14 protein-coding genes are annotated in these 14,994 nt (G+C 35.2%); 12 read left to right on the top strand and 2 right to left on the bottom strand.

Annotated features, from left to right (window positions below; genetic code table 11):
* Positions 1–179 precede the first annotated feature (179 nt).
* Positions 180–1,061 carry a FliM/FliN family flagellar motor switch protein gene (locus AB1630_01935; protein ID MEW6102571.1) on the top strand — a complete coding sequence of 294 codons (882 nt, stop codon included), beginning with the start codon at positions 180–182 and terminating at the stop codon, positions 1,059–1,061.
* A 4-nt stretch (positions 1,062–1,065) separates the two neighbouring features.
* Positions 1,066–2,898 (top strand): 1-deoxy-D-xylulose-5-phosphate synthase, encoded by a 1,833-nt coding sequence (gene dxs / locus AB1630_01930; protein ID MEW6102570.1) that lies wholly within the window; start codon positions 1,066–1,068, stop codon positions 2,896–2,898.
* A 38-nt stretch (positions 2,899–2,936) separates the two neighbouring features.
* On the opposite strand, the gene AB1630_01925 is transcribed toward dxs, so the two are convergent.
* The gene (locus AB1630_01925) at positions 2,937–3,677 is read right to left on the bottom strand and encodes a dolichyl-phosphate beta-glucosyltransferase (GenBank protein MEW6102569.1); all 741 of its coding nucleotides are present in this window, start codon (positions 3,675–3,677) and stop codon (positions 2,937–2,939) included.
* Positions 3,674–5,251, bottom strand: coding sequence for a glycosyltransferase family 39 protein (locus tag AB1630_01920; protein ID MEW6102568.1), 1,578 nt, complete (start codon positions 5,249–5,251; stop codon positions 3,674–3,676). Before AB1630_01920 ends, AB1630_01925 begins: the two co-directional genes overlap by 4 nt.
* Positions 5,252–5,354: 103 nt before the next feature.
* On the opposite strand from AB1630_01920, the gene AB1630_01915 reads away from it, so the two are divergent.
* The 10 genes from AB1630_01915 to AB1630_01870 all read left to right on the top strand — a co-directional run bounded on the left by AB1630_01915 (position 5,355) and on the right by AB1630_01870 (position 14,983).
* Positions 5,355–5,804: a hypothetical protein gene (locus AB1630_01915; GenBank protein ID MEW6102567.1), complete on the top strand. Its 450-nt coding sequence runs from the start codon at positions 5,355–5,357 to the stop codon at positions 5,802–5,804.
* 225 nt (positions 5,805–6,029) lie between these two features.
* Entirely contained in the window at positions 6,030–6,938 is a 909-nt protein-coding gene (locus AB1630_01910) for an asparagine synthase-related protein (protein ID MEW6102566.1), read from the top strand.
* Positions 6,925–7,854: an adenosylcobinamide-phosphate synthase CbiB gene (cbiB, locus tag AB1630_01905; GenBank protein ID MEW6102565.1), complete on the top strand. Its 930-nt coding sequence runs from the start codon at positions 6,925–6,927 to the stop codon at positions 7,852–7,854. Before AB1630_01910 ends, cbiB begins: the two co-directional genes overlap by 14 nt.
* Positions 7,842–8,864 carry a threonine-phosphate decarboxylase gene (locus AB1630_01900; GenBank protein ID MEW6102564.1) on the top strand — a complete coding sequence of 341 codons (1,023 nt, stop codon included), beginning with the start codon at positions 7,842–7,844 and terminating at the stop codon, positions 8,862–8,864. The genes cbiB and AB1630_01900 overlap by 13 nt, the downstream gene beginning before the upstream one ends.
* On the top strand, positions 8,864–9,514 hold the full coding sequence (locus AB1630_01895; GenBank protein ID MEW6102563.1) for a diphthine--ammonia ligase: 651 nt from the start codon (positions 8,864–8,866) through the stop codon (positions 9,512–9,514). The genes AB1630_01900 and AB1630_01895 overlap by 1 nt, the downstream gene beginning before the upstream one ends.
* Positions 9,515–9,660: 146 nt before the next feature.
* Positions 9,661–10,068 (top strand): hypothetical protein, encoded by a 408-nt coding sequence (locus AB1630_01890; protein ID MEW6102562.1) that lies wholly within the window; start codon positions 9,661–9,663, stop codon positions 10,066–10,068.
* A gap of 239 nt (positions 10,069–10,307) precedes the next feature.
* Positions 10,308–12,134 (top strand): TonB-dependent receptor, encoded by a 1,827-nt coding sequence (locus tag AB1630_01885; protein ID MEW6102561.1) that lies wholly within the window; start codon positions 10,308–10,310, stop codon positions 12,132–12,134.
* Positions 12,134–12,793: a diphthine--ammonia ligase gene (locus AB1630_01880; GenBank protein MEW6102560.1), complete on the top strand. Its 660-nt coding sequence runs from the start codon at positions 12,134–12,136 to the stop codon at positions 12,791–12,793. Before AB1630_01885 ends, AB1630_01880 begins: the two co-directional genes overlap by 1 nt.
* Positions 12,790–13,590, top strand: a complete 801-nt coding sequence (locus AB1630_01875; protein MEW6102559.1) for an ABC transporter substrate-binding protein — start codon at positions 12,790–12,792, stop codon at positions 13,588–13,590. Before AB1630_01880 ends, AB1630_01875 begins: the two co-directional genes overlap by 4 nt.
* A 283-nt stretch (positions 13,591–13,873) precedes the next feature.
* A complete protein-coding gene (locus tag AB1630_01870) occupies positions 13,874–14,983 on the top strand; it encodes a hybrid sensor histidine kinase/response regulator (protein ID MEW6102558.1) in 1,110 nt (369 codons plus the stop codon).
* Positions 14,984–14,994 lie beyond the last annotated feature (11 nt).

The following is a 14,994-nucleotide window of genomic DNA, read 5'->3' as shown; positions in this document are numbered from 1 at the left end:
TCCCCTTCTTTAATATCGGCAGATTTGGTATTTTTCTTAAATATTTCTTTTCTTTTTGTTTTTTTAACAATAATCCATTTTATCTTATTGTTTATATAGATTTGTAAAAAGTTGGGGAAGTTCTGAATTATGTCAATAAAACTTGACAGAAAAAACAGGTATTTGTCATAATAAAATGGATGGAAAAGGAGATTTACGATTATGACTTTAGAAATCCACAAAGGCTAACAAAGGATAATATTATTAGCCTAAAAACAATCTATAGTGAGTTTTCTAAAAAAATAGGAGCTTGGCTTTCTAATAGATTACAAGAAGAAATTACAATAGAAACAGAGGATTCTTTACAAACAGATTATTCAAAGTTTATCTCAAAATACCCATACCCAACAATACTCGGTTTAATCTCCCAAAATCCACTTACATTAAATTCTATAATTGGAATAAAACCAAGCTTTGCATTTTACCTAATTGAAAAATTTTTAGGAGGAAAGGGAGAAGGGGTTGAGATAAATAGGGAGATAACAAGCGTTGAAAAAGAGGTTCTTAAAAAAGTGCTGGATGAGTTTATAAATGTCCTTAAACAAGCCTGGATTGGTGTTTGTGAGATAGATTTTAAATTAGAGGACATAGCAACAAACCCCCTTTCCCTTAAGGCTATATCTTTAAACGAGATTGTAATAAAAACAGGCTTTAAAATAAGAATAAAGGAAAGGGAAGAAAATTTCTCTTTGTGTCTTCCATTTATAAGCATTGAACCATACCTTGATAGACTAACAACAAAACCAAAAAAGGAAAAAAAGGAAGCGGAAACGGCTTCTGCAACAATTGAATTTATCCCAATTCCCGTTGTCGCCCTTCTTGGAAAAACAAAATTAACAATGGCTGATGTCCTAAATCTCTCCTGCGGTGATGTCCTAAAGCTTCCAGCAAGGGTTTCTGATGGTGTTGTTTTATGTGCAGGAGGAAAGGAAAGATTTATTGCAACCCCTGGCGTATCAGGAGGAAATATGGCTGTCCAAATAAGAAAGGTCATGAAGGAGGAAGGAAACGAATCTACTTGAAAGAATAAATAGTCCAGAAGACCTTAAGGGTTTAAGGATAGATGAGCTTCCTGAACTAGCCTCTAACATAAGAGACTTAATTATAGAAACCACATCAAAAACAGGTGGCCATTTAGCCTCATCATTTGGCGTTGTTGAACTGACGCTTGCCCTTCATTATGTATTCTCATTTTCAAAGGATAGACTTATCTGGGATGTTGGGCATCAAAGCTATGTTCATAAGATATTGACAGGCAGACGGAATAAATTTTCAACCCTGCGTCAGCTTGGTGGAATATCTGGCTTTCCAAAGACCTCTGAGAGCATTTATGACGCATTTGACACAGGACATGCCTCTACATCTATATCAATTGCTTTAGGAATGGCTATTGCAAGAGACCTTAAAGGAGAAAATGAAAAAATTGTTGCTGTAATAGGCGACGGTGCAATTGGAGGAGGATTGAGCTTTGAAGCATTAAACCATGCAGGACAGGAAAAAAGGGATCTGCTTGTTATTCTAAATAGCAATGAGATGTCTATTTCAAAGACCCAAGGAGCCCTTTCTAAATACCTTAACAGGCTTATCACCCTTCCTATTTATATAAAATTTAGGGCTGATATGAATGAGCTTATAAAGAAGCTTCCATTGGGAAAAAAGGCAATTAAGGTTTCACAAAAAATAGAGGAGGGGATAAAGGCAATGATTGTCCCTGGCATTTTATTTGAGGAGCTTGGTTTTAAATACATTGGCCCTATAGATGGCCATAATATAGAGCTTTTGATAAAAACCCTAAAGAACATAAAGGAGCATAAGGGGCCTATTCTCCTTCATATCATTACAAAAAAGGGAAAAGGTTATAAGCCAGCAGAGGAAAACCCAGAATGGTTTCATGGGACATCAGCGTTTGATATTAAAACAGGAATGCCTTTGATAAAACAAGAGCAAAAAACATATTCCAAAGCCTTTGGTGAGATTATATTAGACCTTGCAAGGAAAGATGAAAAAATTGTTATAATTACAGCCGCAATGTCTGATGGATGTGGTATTTCAAATTTCTTTAAAGAATTGCCGAAAAGGGCATTTGATGTTGGAATATGCGAGGAGCATGCTGTAACAATGGCAGGAGCGATGGCAAAATCACATCTTAAACCATTTGTCTGCATTTACTCAACATTCTTACAAAGGGCTTATGACCAGATAATCCATGATGTCTGCATTCAAAATCTGCCTGTTACATTTATTGTTGATAGGGCTGGGATTGTTGGTCAAGATGGAGAGACACATCAGGGGCTATTTGATATTTCATACCTTTCATCCTGTCCAAATATGGTTTTATCCTCACCAAGAAATTTAGATGAGCTAGGAAGGCTTATAAAAACAGCATTAGAATATAATGGCCCCTTTGCTATTCGCTATCCAAGGGGGGTTTCTCAAGGTGATTATGATTTAACCTTTCCTCCTTTTGATATAGGAGAAGGAGAAATAATAGAGGAGGGAAAAGATGCTCTTATTCTTGCAATTGGCTCTATGGTAGACCCTGCAATGGATGCAATTCTTAAATTAAAAAAAGAGGGTATATCTTGTTCCCTTATAAATTGCCGCTTTATAAAGCCCCTTCCTGAAGGGCTTATCCTTAAAAATATAAGGGAGAAGGTAATAACCATTGAGGAGCATAATGTCTCCTGTGGATTTGGAGCAATAGTTGCAAGGTTTTTATCAGAAAAAGGAATAAATGTTTATTCCTTAGGCATTCCAGATAAATTTATAGAGGCAGGAAAAAGGGAAGAGCTTTTAGAAAAATATGGGCTTTCGGCAAGCAAAATAGCAAATTCAATAAGGAAGATAATATGTGTTTAGTTAATAAGTAAGAAGTGAGAAGTAAAATGAAAAATAATTTACTTCCCATTTCCCATTTGTTTAGGTATAATTTTTTCATAAAGCCCAATTAGGTCATTTAATCTTATAAGAAAAAGGCTAAATGCCATATTTAAGCTTGATGTTATTGGACTTACCTTTGAAGCAAAAGAATTCCTCCAGCAAACACCCACCTCTTTTATCTTGTATCCAAATTTCTTTGCAAGGAATAAAATTTCAACATCAAAGGCAAATCTATTTATTCTTCCTAATTCAAATATCCTCTTTGCGACACCTCCTTTAAAGAGCTTAAACCCACATTGGGTATCCTTAAATCCCTTTATCACAAATAGCCTTACAAATATATTAAATATCTTTCCCATCCTCTCCCTCCACCAGGGCTGACGAATAAGGATTTTAGATTCTAAAGATGCCCGAGAGCCTATAACAATATCGTTTTCCTTTATTTCTTCTAAAAGCCTTTCTACCTCCTCAATGGGTGTTGAAAGGTCGGCATCAGAAAATAAAATATATTCCCCTTTTGCTTCCATTACACCCCTTCTTACACTATATCCCTTTCCTATGTTTTTCTCATTCTTAAGGACAACTATATTTTCAAAATCCCTTAAACAAGAGATTGTTTTGTCTGTTGAACCATCATCAACAACGATTATTTCATAATTAAACCCCCTGTTTTTAAGATAATCTGTTATTTTTGACAGGGTTTGAGAGATTCTATTTTCCTCATTAAAACAAGGTATAACCACAGAGAGATATATCATTTCTCCTTTCTTTTTCTGTAAATATCTACAGAATAAAAGGATTGGACAAGCTCAAACTCAGGGTTTTGGCTAAGAAAATAGGATTGACCTATAGAGATAGATGTTGTAACAAACCAAACCTCCTTTTCCTTTAAATCTTCTGGATATAAAAGCCCTGCCTTTTTCTGCTGATATTTAGAAAGAGCCATTTCTACAGATTTTGCTTCAGGAATAACCCTGTTAATTCTATTTGGCCACCACCAGGCTTCATAAATGGTAAATCTTTTATCATCCTTAAGATACATAAAGAGATAATCAGAAGGACATCCCCAATCCGTGGGAAGGAAAAGAATAACTTTGTCTTTTACATTCTCTTTAAGGAATAAAAGGGCATCTTTGCTTCCAAAACCACAATAACCACTGATATTAGTAAATGGATTTTGAAGATTTTTTTCTCCATAAGGAAGATGAGCTTTGTCAAATGAAAAAACAAGAAAAAAATCTAAATAAAGACAGGGAAGAACAAGAAATGAGGAAATAAGCCATTTTGCCTTAAGGAATACTACAATCTCACCTAAAATGATAAATAAGGAAAGAAGGGCGAAAAGATAGTATCGAGTAAATGGGCTTGTTCCAATTAAAGCAATTACTGTCATTGGAAGGAGGCTAAAAACGCCAAGAAAAAGGTCTTTATTGGAATGATGGCGAAACATGCGATAAACAGCAAATAGCAAAAATGGAATGAAAAGATAGGGAAAGGAGAAATGAATATATTTACCAAGGGAAATAAAATTTCTTAGCCATATCTTTGGAGTTTCTAATGATAAATTAGAAAAAACAAAAAAGCTTTTATGGTGAAGGATAGAACCAGCTTCTGTAATAATTGGCTTTTGTGGAGAGAAAAAGTTAATTGAAATAAGGCTTGCTGCGACAACAAAGGCAAAAAGGAGATATAGCCATATACCAAGAGATTTTTGCTTTTTAAAGATAAAAATAGAAAGGAACGCAGGAAGAAAAAGAAACATCCCAGGGGATTTTGTCAAAAATGCACATCCTATACAAATGCCTATTCCCAAAGCCCAAACAATATGCCTTTTCTCCATTAAAAGAAGGGTAAAGAGCATTGTTAAGATAGCAAATGTTCCCAGCAGGGTATCCACCAAAGCCATACGGGAATAAAAAAGATGATAGGGTGAGAAGATGTAAAATAAAGCTGAGAAAATAGCACAATGCCAAGAAAAAAGAAGCATACTTAAGATGAATATAGCAATCAGGGTTAAGGATGAGGCAAGAACACTTACTAGCCTTCCGGCATAAACCGGGTCATTAAATAAGGGGATTGTAAGAAAGGCATTTAGCCACATAAAGAATGGCTGTTTTCCATCGGTATTAGGAACAAAGAGCCATTCTTTTGGATTCTCTTGTATAATTTGAGCCCATCTTATATATATTGCCTCATCACCAAAGAGGGGTTGCCTTGTAAGGTTTGGAAGGTGGGTTATAAAATGAAGGCACATAAGGAGAAAAAGGGAAATAAGGATTGTTTTTAAATTTGGCTTTTTAAAATTTAGGGCTTTATTTTTTTTCTTTTTCATAGCACTATTATACAGATTATAGCTACTCTAAAACAATAACAAGACTATTTTTAAAAGCAAAAAATGTTGACAGGTCATAAAAGGATTTTGTATTATTTAGATTATGAAAAAGTGTTTAATTTTTTTTCTTTTTTCTCTTCCTATATTTTCCGAGCTTTCAAAGAATGATATTGAGGAGATAAGAAAGATTGTAAGGGAGGAGGTGCAAAGAGAAGTTGGGGCATTAAGGCAGGAGATGAATCTTAAATTTGAAGCACAAGAGCAGAGATTTGAAGCTATAGATCAACGATTTGAAGCTGTAGATCAACGATTTGAAGCCTTAGACCAGAGATTTGAAGAGATAGACAAAAGATTTCACTTGCTTTATATTCTTCTTTCAAGTATAATAGGTTTTATGGGAATAATGGTTGGCTCTGTTCTATGGCTTGCAAAACAGGAAAGGCCTATGAGTATGAAACATTATAAGGAGATAACAAAAAGGGAAGAATACCTTGAGAAAGAAATTTTTGAGTTAAAAGAAGCAATTGAGGAATTAAAGCCTGTTGTGGCATAAATGGAGGTGATGAATATGGGTTGTACTTCTTGTGATGAACCACCATAAATAATAGAGAGATAAACCTGATAGGCAAAGGAAATTTCTGTGAGATTCAGGATGCTGTCTGGCAACGGTAATCCTTTCGTTAGGTAGCCCGGTCTAGTGCCTATTTTGGTAAGTACCTTCCAAAGAAAGGGAAAAAGAGGAAAATTACCCAACGGAAGGTTGGGTTTTTTATTTTAAATGGAAGAGCTAATTGTAAAAATAAGGAGAGGGCTAAAGGAAAGCGTGAAAAGGAACAATGCCTCTTGCCTGCTCTTTTCTGGAGGGCTGGATACAAGCATTTTAGCTAGATTAAATCCCAAAATGAAGGCAATAACCATTAGTCTATCCTCTTTTGGAAAAGACAAGGAATATGCAGAAAGGGTGGCAAAGGAGTTAAATCTTAAGCATATAAATAAAATCATAGAGATTGGGGAGGCAATAAGCGCAATTCCAGAGGTAATAAAAATTCTAAAGTCCTTTGACCCTGCCATTCCCAATGATTTGGTTGTCTATTTTGGGCTTGGTTTGGCTAAAGAATTGGGTTTAAATAAAGTGGCTACCGGCGATGGAAGCGATGAATTGTTTGGGGGATATTCCTTTATGAAAGAGATAGACGATTTGGAAGGCTATATCAAAAGGATTTCAAAGACAATGAGCTTTAGCTCTAATGAAATGGGTAATTTTTTTGGGATTGAAATAATTCAGCCTTATATAGATAGGGAGATTGTAGATTTAGCCCTAAATATACCCATAGAATTTAAGATAAGAGAAGGACAGGGAAAGTGGATCTTAAGAAAGGCTTTTGAAAATAGCTTGCCAAAGGAGATTATCTGGCAGGATAAAAGGCCATTAGAATATGGCTCAGGAATGACAAAATTAAGAAAGATTATCAGCTTAAAGATTTCTGATGATGAATTTGAAGAAAAGAAAAGGTTTTATCCAATAAGGTTTTTGAATAAGGAGCATCTTTATTATTATGAGATTTACAGGAAAGAGATAGGAGAGATTCCTCAACCAAAGAATGGAGAGAAAAAATGCCCAGGTTGTGGAGCAGGGATGAAACATAGCGCCTTCCATTGTAAGATTTGTGGATATGTATTTTCTTAAAATTCCCCTTTGTTATCTTTTTGATATTGTCTTTGGAACACCTGAATGGCTTTTTCATCCAACAAGGACAATCGGTAAGCTGATAAAGGTTCTGGAGAAAAGATTAAGGGGAAATAGTGGTGCCTTAAGGGAAAAAATAAAAGGGGGTATACTTGTCTTTATAGTTGTTGGGGTAAGCGCGGTCGTAACATTTTTTTTGTTATATATTGCCAATAAATTAAATAGGGTATTTTATGAAATATTATGGGTCTATTTAGGTTATACTACCCTGGCAATAAAGGACTTAAGGGTTAAGGGAGAAGATATTTTAAAGGCATTAAAGAAAGAAAATTTAAGGCTAGCAAGAAAAAATCTTTCAAAGATTGTTTCTCGGGATACCAAGGATTTAGAAAAGGAGGGAATAATAAAATCCTGCATTGAAAGCATTGCAGAGAATATAAATGATGGGATAATCGCACCATTATTTTATTTATTTTTGGGAGGACCAATATTGGCAATGACCTACAAGGCAATAAATACCCTTGATTCAATGTTGGGATATAAAAATGAGAGATATCTCCATTTTGGCTTTGCCGCAGCAAGATTAGATGATCTATTCAATTTTATCCCAGCAAGGATTTCTGGATTTTTAATCTGCCTTTCTGGTTTCAACCTCCGGTCATTTAGGATAATGCTAAGGGATGGAAAGAATCACCCATCACCCAATGCTGGTATATCAAAGGCAAGCATCGCAGGGGTTTTGGGAATAAGGCTGGGTGGAAAGGTATCCTATGATGGAAAGGAGGAAATAAGACCATACATTGGCGAAGAGATAAATGAAATAGAGCAAGGCCTTATAAATAAAGCCTTAAACATAAGCTTTATCTGTTCATTCTTAATGCTCTGCTTGGGATTATTTTTTAAATGGCTAATTTAGAACACGGCGGTAATATTTATAAAATAGAGCGGGAATACAATAAAAAGGTAATCGATTTTAGCTCTAATATAAATCCATTTTTAAAAAAAGGGATTAAAAAAGAGATTATAAAAAATTTGGATAAAATATCTTGTTATCCTGATATAGAGCAGGATGAGCTTGTCTCTGCAATTTCTAATTATTGGGGAATAAAAAGGGAGAATATATTGTTGGGAAATGGCTCAAGTGAGCTAATCTATTTGCTTAATTATGCCTTAAGACCAAAGAGTGTGTTTATTCCCCAGCCAACCTTTAGTGAATATGAGGCATCAGCTAGGGCAATAGAGGCAAAAATTCAATATCTTCCATTAGGAAAGGATTTTACCTTTAATCTCTCAAATCAGAAAGCAGATATTGCCTTTGTCTGCAACCCTAATAATCCAACAGGAAATCTCCTTATAAAAAATAAGGAATTAGGGTATCAGGGCTTAATTGTAATTGATGAGGCATTTATGGATTTCTTAATTGACGAAGAAAAACATAGTTTTGTTTGGAATTCAGTGTCTAATAAAAATATCATTGTCTTAAGGACACTTACAAAATTCTTCTCTATTCCGGGATTAAGGATAGGATATTTAGTTGGAGAGAGGGATTTGATAGGGCTTTTGAAAAAGCATCAACCACCCTGGAATATAAATGTCTTTGCCCAGATTGTAGGAGAGATAATTTTGAAGAACAAAGATTATGTTATCGGAGTAAGAAAATTTATCGAGCAAGAGAGGGATTTTCTCTTCGCTCAATTAAGAAAGATTAAGGGATTAAAGCCATTTCCTTCTTGCACAAACTTTTTTCTGATAAAGATAGAAAGTGGGATTACCTCAAAATTCTTAAGAGAGGAGCTTATCAAAAAGGGAATTCTTATAAGGGATTGCAGTAATTTTAGGAATCTTAGCGATAAATATATTAGGGTATCTATTCGCTCTTCAAAAGAGAATCTCATCCTTATTGAGAAATTAAAGGAGGCAATATAATGAAGGCATTTGTTTCTTGGAGTGGTGGGAAGGAGAGTAACCTTGCTTGCTATCGGGCAATGCAAAATCAAGAGATTGAGGTTAGCTATCTTTTGAATATGACCTCAGAGGATGGCAGCCGCTCTCGTTCCCATGGAATTTCTTCTGATTTATTAAGAAAACAGGCAGAAGCAATAGGGATTCCTATTATTCAACCCTATGTTAACTGGGAGGGATATGAAGCCGAATTTAAAAAGGCTTTGGCTAACCTAAAGGAAAAGGGCGTATCTTGTGGTGTATTTGGCGATATTGATGTCTTAGAGCACAGGGATTGGGTTGAAAGGGTTTGTAATGATATGGGGATTAAACCAATCCTGCCATTATGGAAGAACGAAAGGGAGAAATTGATGCTTGAGTTCATTAGAGTTGGGTTTAAAGCAATTATTGTTGCCTGCAACCCTAATTTTTTGGGTATAGAATGGTTAGGGAGAGAGATTAATGAAGGGTTTATCAATGACCTAAAAGCTTTACCGATTGACCTTTGCGGGGAAAATGGAGAATTCCATACCTTTGTCTATGATGGACCTATTTTTAAAAACCCTATTGAGTTTATTAAGGGAAAGAAGGCATTGGAGGATAAACGCCTTCTTTTGGAGGTAAAATTAAAATGAAAAAGGTATTAGGGGCAATTTTAATTGCCCGGTAGTATTTTTGGGGAAGAAGGGATGATAAGCGGTTTTAAAACAAAAACAAGACTATTTTTTAAGAGCAAAAAATGGTTGACAGGTCATAGAAGGATTTTGTATTATTTTAGATGATGAAAAAGTGTTTAATTTTTCTTCTTTTTTCTCTTCCTATATTTTCCGAGCTTTCAAAGAATGATATTGAAGAGATAAGAAAGATTGTAAGGGAGGAGGTGTCAAGAGAGGTAGGGGCATTAAGGCAGGAGATGAATATTAAGTTTGAAGCTGTAGATCAACGATTTAAAGCCTTAGACCAGAGATTTGAAGAGATAGATAAAAGGTTTCACTTGCTTTATATTCTTCTTTCAAGTATAATAGGTTTTATTGGAATAATGGTTGGCTCTGTTCTATGGCTTGCAAAACAGGAAAGGCCTATGAGTATGAAGCATTATAAGGAGATAACAAAAAGGGAAGAATACCTTGAGAAAGAAATTTTTGAGTTAAAAGAAGCAATTGAGGAATTAAAGCCTGTTGTGGCATAAATGGAGGTGATGAATATGGGTTGTACTTCTTGTGATGAACCACCATAAATAATAGAGAGATAAACCTGATAGGCAAAGGAAATTTCTGTGAGATTCAGGATGCTGTCTGGCAACGGTAATCCTTTCGTTAGGTAGCCCGGTCTAGTGCCTATTCTGGTAAGTACCTTCCAAGAAGGGGAAAAGAAGATAAATACCCAATCTTTGAAGGTTGGGTTTTTTATTTTAAAAAGGAGGAAAAAATGAAAAAAGTATTAGGTGCAATTTTGATTGCTGGGAGCATTTTTGGGTCTGAGGGAACAATAACTGTGGTAGGGGAAGAGATTGTGGTGACGGCAGAAAGAATTAAAACAAGCCTTAAAGACTCACCAAGCACAATCCGGATAATTACAAGGGAGGAGATAGAAGCCTCTGGTGCAAAGACATTGGTTGAAGCTCTTAAGGCTTTTACCTCTATAAATGTTGCCCAGAGGGGAGGAATTGGGAAAAGCTCTTCTATTTTTATGAGGGGGGCTGATTTAAAGCATACCATTGTTCTAATTGATGGTGTAAAGATAAATGACCCAAGCCAAATGGGTCGTGAACCGAATATTTCACATATTATGCTTGATGATGTTCTCCAGATTGAGATAATCTATGGTCCATCGGGAGTAAACTATGGTTCTGAGGGAATGGGAGGGCTAATAAATATTGTAACCCAGAAAAAGAAGGGAACAAGCCTTACCATGGAAGGAGGAAGCTTAAGGACAATAAAGGTAAGTGTAGAAAATGGAGGAAGAATAGGGAAACTAGGTTATAATGTAATATCCTCATACCTTGAGACATCAGGAATATCTGCAGCAAAAATTGGGAAGGAAAAGGATGGGTATAACAATCTCCTTACTGGTCTTTCTCTTGGATATGCATTTAGCCCTTCGCTTAAGATAGAAACAAACATTAGAAACACAAAGGGAGAAAGTGAGTATGATGGGTATCTTTGGAGTGTAGGTATGGTTGACGATTTGGATAATAAAGAATTCTTTAGGAATACAATATTTTCCTCAAAGGTTGATTATTCTCCATTCAATGGTTGGAGGAATTGCGTTAAAGCATCCCTTTGTGAGACAAAGAGAAAAAATGATGAGGGAGGAGGTTTGCCAACAAACAATTATCTTGGAAGGACAAAAGAAATAGGCTGGCAGAATAATGTTATAATCAAGGATATGGAGTTTTCAGCAGGAATAGAATATGAAGAAGAAGCCTGCAAAACAGATGATATAGACAAAAAAAGGGAAAACAAAGCAGCCTATCTTAAAAATAGAATAAACCTTAAGCCATTGAGCCTTACCTTTGGGGGGAGAATTGATAATACACTCTTTGGGAGCAAAGATACATATCAAGTCGCATCGTTGATATCTTTAGAAGATGTAATATTAAGGCTTTCTTGGGCAGAGGGATTTAAAACACCATCCCTTTTTCAACTATACTCCCCTCCCAATCCAGCTTGGCGGTTCCTTGGTGGGAATTCAAACCTTAAGCCTGAAGAATCTAAAAGCCTTGAGCTGGGAATTGAGCTTAAAGGGAAAGATTATTCATTTAAGGCAGCTCATTTCAAGAATGATTTTGAAAACCTTATCACCTATTATACCGATCCTACAACATTTCAAAGTACATATAAAAATATTGGGAGTGCTACAACCGAAGGGGATGAATTTGGCATTTCCATAAAGCCGAAGAAAGACCTTTCCATTTTAGCCAATTACACCCTTCTTACAAAGGCAAATGACAATTCTACGGGAAAGAGGCTTCTGTTAAGACCAGAAAAAAGATTAAGCCTTTCTTTAATCTGGAAGATTTTACAAAACCTTTCTATATCTTCAGATATTGTCTATGTTGGAGAAAGGATGGATTATGGGAATATCCTTCTTCCCAAATATAGGCTTTTTAATCTAGGCTATTTATGGAAGATTTCAGAAAATTTTGCATTTAAAGGAAGGATAGAAAATATATTTAATGAATCTTATGAGGAAGTAGCAGGCTATGGAGCACCAGGAAGGTCATTTTATGGAGGGGTTAAGTTTAATTTGTAATGGATGCGATTTGTTCCTTAAGTGGAGGAAAGGATAGCTGTCTGGCACTTTATAAGGCAATAAAAGAAGGTCATAAAATAAAATGCCTCCTTAATTTTATCTCAAGGGGTTTTAAAAGATGTTGTTTTCATGGGATAGAAGCAGGTTTGATGAGCCTTCAGGCAAATTGCTTAGGTATTCCCCTTGTCCAAAAAGAGGTAAGCCCAGATATGGAGGAATATGAGAGGGAGTTTAAATCAGCTGTTTCAGGGATAAAGGAGATAAATGCAATGGTTTTTGGCGACATTTATCTAAATGAACATAAGGAATGGGTTGAGCGGGTCTGTTCTGATTTAGGAATAACACCAATTGAGCCTTTGTGGAATAGCCCTCCCGAAAGCCTGATTGAAGAATTCATTGATTTGGGATTTAAGGCGATTGTGGTAAGCTGTCAGGCAGATAAATTTGGGAAAGATTTTATTGGGAATAAGGTTGACAGGGATTTTTTATCCTATCTTAAAGAAAAGAATATATGCCCAGCTGGGGAGAATGGTGAGTTTCATACCCTTGTCATAGATGACCCAATCTTTAAAAGAAGGATTGAAATAATAGAAAGCGAGCCAGTTCTTAAAGAGGGGTTTTGGAAGCATTGGTTTCTGGATATTAAAAAATATAGATGAAAAATATTGTTATTGCCCTTGTTTTCTTATGTTCCCTTGTTTTTTGTCAAAATTATCCCCAAAGGATAATCTCTTTAGGCCCATATCTCACTGAGGAAATTTATCTCTTAAAGGCAGATGATAATCTTATCGCCTGCACCACATATTGCAAGGCAAAGAACAAGGAGAGGATTGGGAGCGTAATGGGTGTTGATATAGAAAAGATTGTAGCCCTTAAGCCAGATTTGGTATTGGCTACACCATTAACAAAAAAGGATTCTCTTGAAAAGCTTAAAAGCCTTGGAATAAATGTTGTTTTGCTTCCTTATCCAAAGAATTTCTCAAGCCTTTGTGAGCAATTTATGGAATTGGGAAGGCTACTTGGAAAAGAAAGGAAAGCAAAGGCAATTATAGAAAGGTCAAAGAAAAAAATAAATGCAATTAAAGAAAGGACAAAAAACTTTCCAAAACCTTCTGTTATTGTTCAGGTAGGAGCAAATCCATTATGGGTTGCAGGATATAATACCATGATCAATGATTTTATTGAATTTGCAGGTGGTGTAAATATTGGTCCAAAAGAGTCTGCACCCTATAGCAAAGAGGAGGTTATTAAAAATAATCCCGATGTCATTATTATTATGGAGATGGGAATAATAGGAGAGAATGAAAAGAAAAATTGGGAGAGGATAAGGGTAATAAATGCAGGAAAAAATAAGAGAATATACATTATGGATGCATACGAGCTTGGCTCTCCAACACCTTCAAGCTTTGCAAAAACCTTAAAAAAAATAGCAAAGATTTTGCACCCTAGAAATTGAGATGTGTTCAGGTAACTTAAGAACAAGATGGGAAAAATAAGTTAAAAGTTAAAAGTAATATAGCCAAAGCTATAATCTGCAATTTAAACTTAATACTTACAATAAATCACTTTTGAATTTTGAATTGTAATTTTGAATTTTGCTTTTTGAATTTTGAATTTGTTTTAAGATTTAGGATTTATTTACTTTGTGCCTGAATATAGAACAGCTCAACACATACTTATTTTTTAAGCAACATATAATTTTATTTGTAAAATTTTTGTTTTTAGATTATACTTAAGGTATGAAGGAAAAAATTCTTATTGTTGATGATGAGAAAGAGCTATGTGAAAGCATAAAAAACATCTTGGCTGAAAAGGGATATTCCTGTATATTTGCCTATGATGGTGGCAGCTGCCTTTCTATGGTTGAAAAAGAAAAACCGAATATTATTCTCCTTGACATTATGATGCCTGGAATAGATGGGTTTGAGGTAGCTCAACGGCTAAAACACAATGAAAAAACAATGGATATTCCTATAATCATTCTTACTGTGCTTGGAAATTCATCCTCAAGAATAGCTGGTCTTAAGGCAGGAGCAGATGATTATTTAATAAAACCATTTGACCCAGATGAGCTGCTCTTAAGGATTGAGGCAAATCTAAGGATGATAAATTTCTCTTTAGAGCTTAAGAAAAAGATTGAACAGCTAAAGGAGCAGGAAAGGATAAAGGCTGAATTCTTATCCCACATAACCCAGGAGGTCTCAATGCCATTACAGGATATATCAAAGGAAACAAATCTTCTCATATCAGGTGAATATGGAGGAATAAATGAAAAGCAAAAAGAATCTGTTAAAGAGATAAACAACCTTTGTTCAAAGGTATTATCTCTTATGTTAGAATTCCTGGAGATAGCAAAGGCTAACTCTGGAAAGATATGGATTGAAATTGATGAGTTTTCGTTGGAGAATATTATCCATATTATCAGCGCAAGGTGTAAAAATGAGGCAATTGTTAAGGGGGTTTCCTTTGAGGCATTGTGTCCAAAAATTACAATGAGAAGCGATAAAATTCGTCTTATAAAGGTATTGGATGAGCTCCTTTTAAATGCCATAAAATTTACAGAAAAGGGCAATGTTTCCCTTCTTATTAAGGAAGACAAAGAAAATGATGCAATTATATTTGAAATTTCTGATACAGCCCCTGAAATTCCAAAGGAATATTTAGATAAGGTATTCAAGGAGAACGGTTGGCTTGAGGGAAAAATAGGCCTTCTTTTGGTAAAAAAGCTTGTTGGTCTTTTAAAGGGAAACATTTCTGCTTGCTCCACAAAATCTGGAAATAGATTTACCATTACCCTTCCAAGAATAATAGATGCGCCAGCAAGGAGGAAAGAAGACAAAGAATTGTAAATTGCAAATTG

The organism is bacterium, from assembly GCA_040753555.1.
Lineage (GTDB): Bacteria > UBA9089 > UBA9088 > UBA9088 > UBA9088 > JBFLYE01.
This window is presented reverse-complemented; position numbering and strand designations above follow the sequence as displayed.

Excerpts from the sequence above, each read along its gene's own strand:
- AB1630_01885 (MEW6102561.1), top strand. The coding sequence starts at position 10,308 with ATGAAAAAAGTATTAGGTGCAATTTTGATTGCTGGGAGCATTTTTGGG.
- AB1630_01910 (MEW6102566.1), top strand. The coding sequence starts at position 6,030 with ATGGAAGAGCTAATTGTAAAAATAAGGAGAGGGCTAAAGGAAAGCGTG.
- AB1630_01900 (MEW6102564.1), top strand. The coding sequence starts at position 7,842 with ATGGCTAATTTAGAACACGGCGGTAATATTTATAAAATAGAGCGGGAA.
- AB1630_01895 (MEW6102563.1), top strand. The coding sequence starts at position 8,864 with ATGAAGGCATTTGTTTCTTGGAGTGGTGGGAAGGAGAGTAACCTTGCT.
- AB1630_01875 (MEW6102559.1), top strand. The coding sequence starts at position 12,790 with ATGAAAAATATTGTTATTGCCCTTGTTTTCTTATGTTCCCTTGTTTTT.
- AB1630_01935 (MEW6102571.1), top strand. The coding sequence starts at position 180 with ATGGAAAAGGAGATTTACGATTATGACTTTAGAAATCCACAAAGGCTA.
- AB1630_01925 (MEW6102569.1), bottom strand. The coding sequence starts at position 3,677 with ATGATATATCTCTCTGTGGTTATACCTTGTTTTAATGAGGAAAATAGA.
- AB1630_01915 (MEW6102567.1), top strand. The coding sequence starts at position 5,355 with ATGAAAAAGTGTTTAATTTTTTTTCTTTTTTCTCTTCCTATATTTTCC.
- AB1630_01890 (MEW6102562.1), top strand. The coding sequence starts at position 9,661 with ATGAAAAAGTGTTTAATTTTTCTTCTTTTTTCTCTTCCTATATTTTCC.
- cbiB (MEW6102565.1), top strand. The coding sequence starts at position 6,925 with ATGTATTTTCTTAAAATTCCCCTTTGTTATCTTTTTGATATTGTCTTT.
- AB1630_01920 (MEW6102568.1), bottom strand. The coding sequence starts at position 5,251 with ATGAAAAAGAAAAAAAATAAAGCCCTAAATTTTAAAAAGCCAAATTTA.
- AB1630_01870 (MEW6102558.1), top strand. The coding sequence starts at position 13,874 with ATGAAGGAAAAAATTCTTATTGTTGATGATGAGAAAGAGCTATGTGAA.
- AB1630_01880 (MEW6102560.1), top strand. The coding sequence starts at position 12,134 with ATGGATGCGATTTGTTCCTTAAGTGGAGGAAAGGATAGCTGTCTGGCA.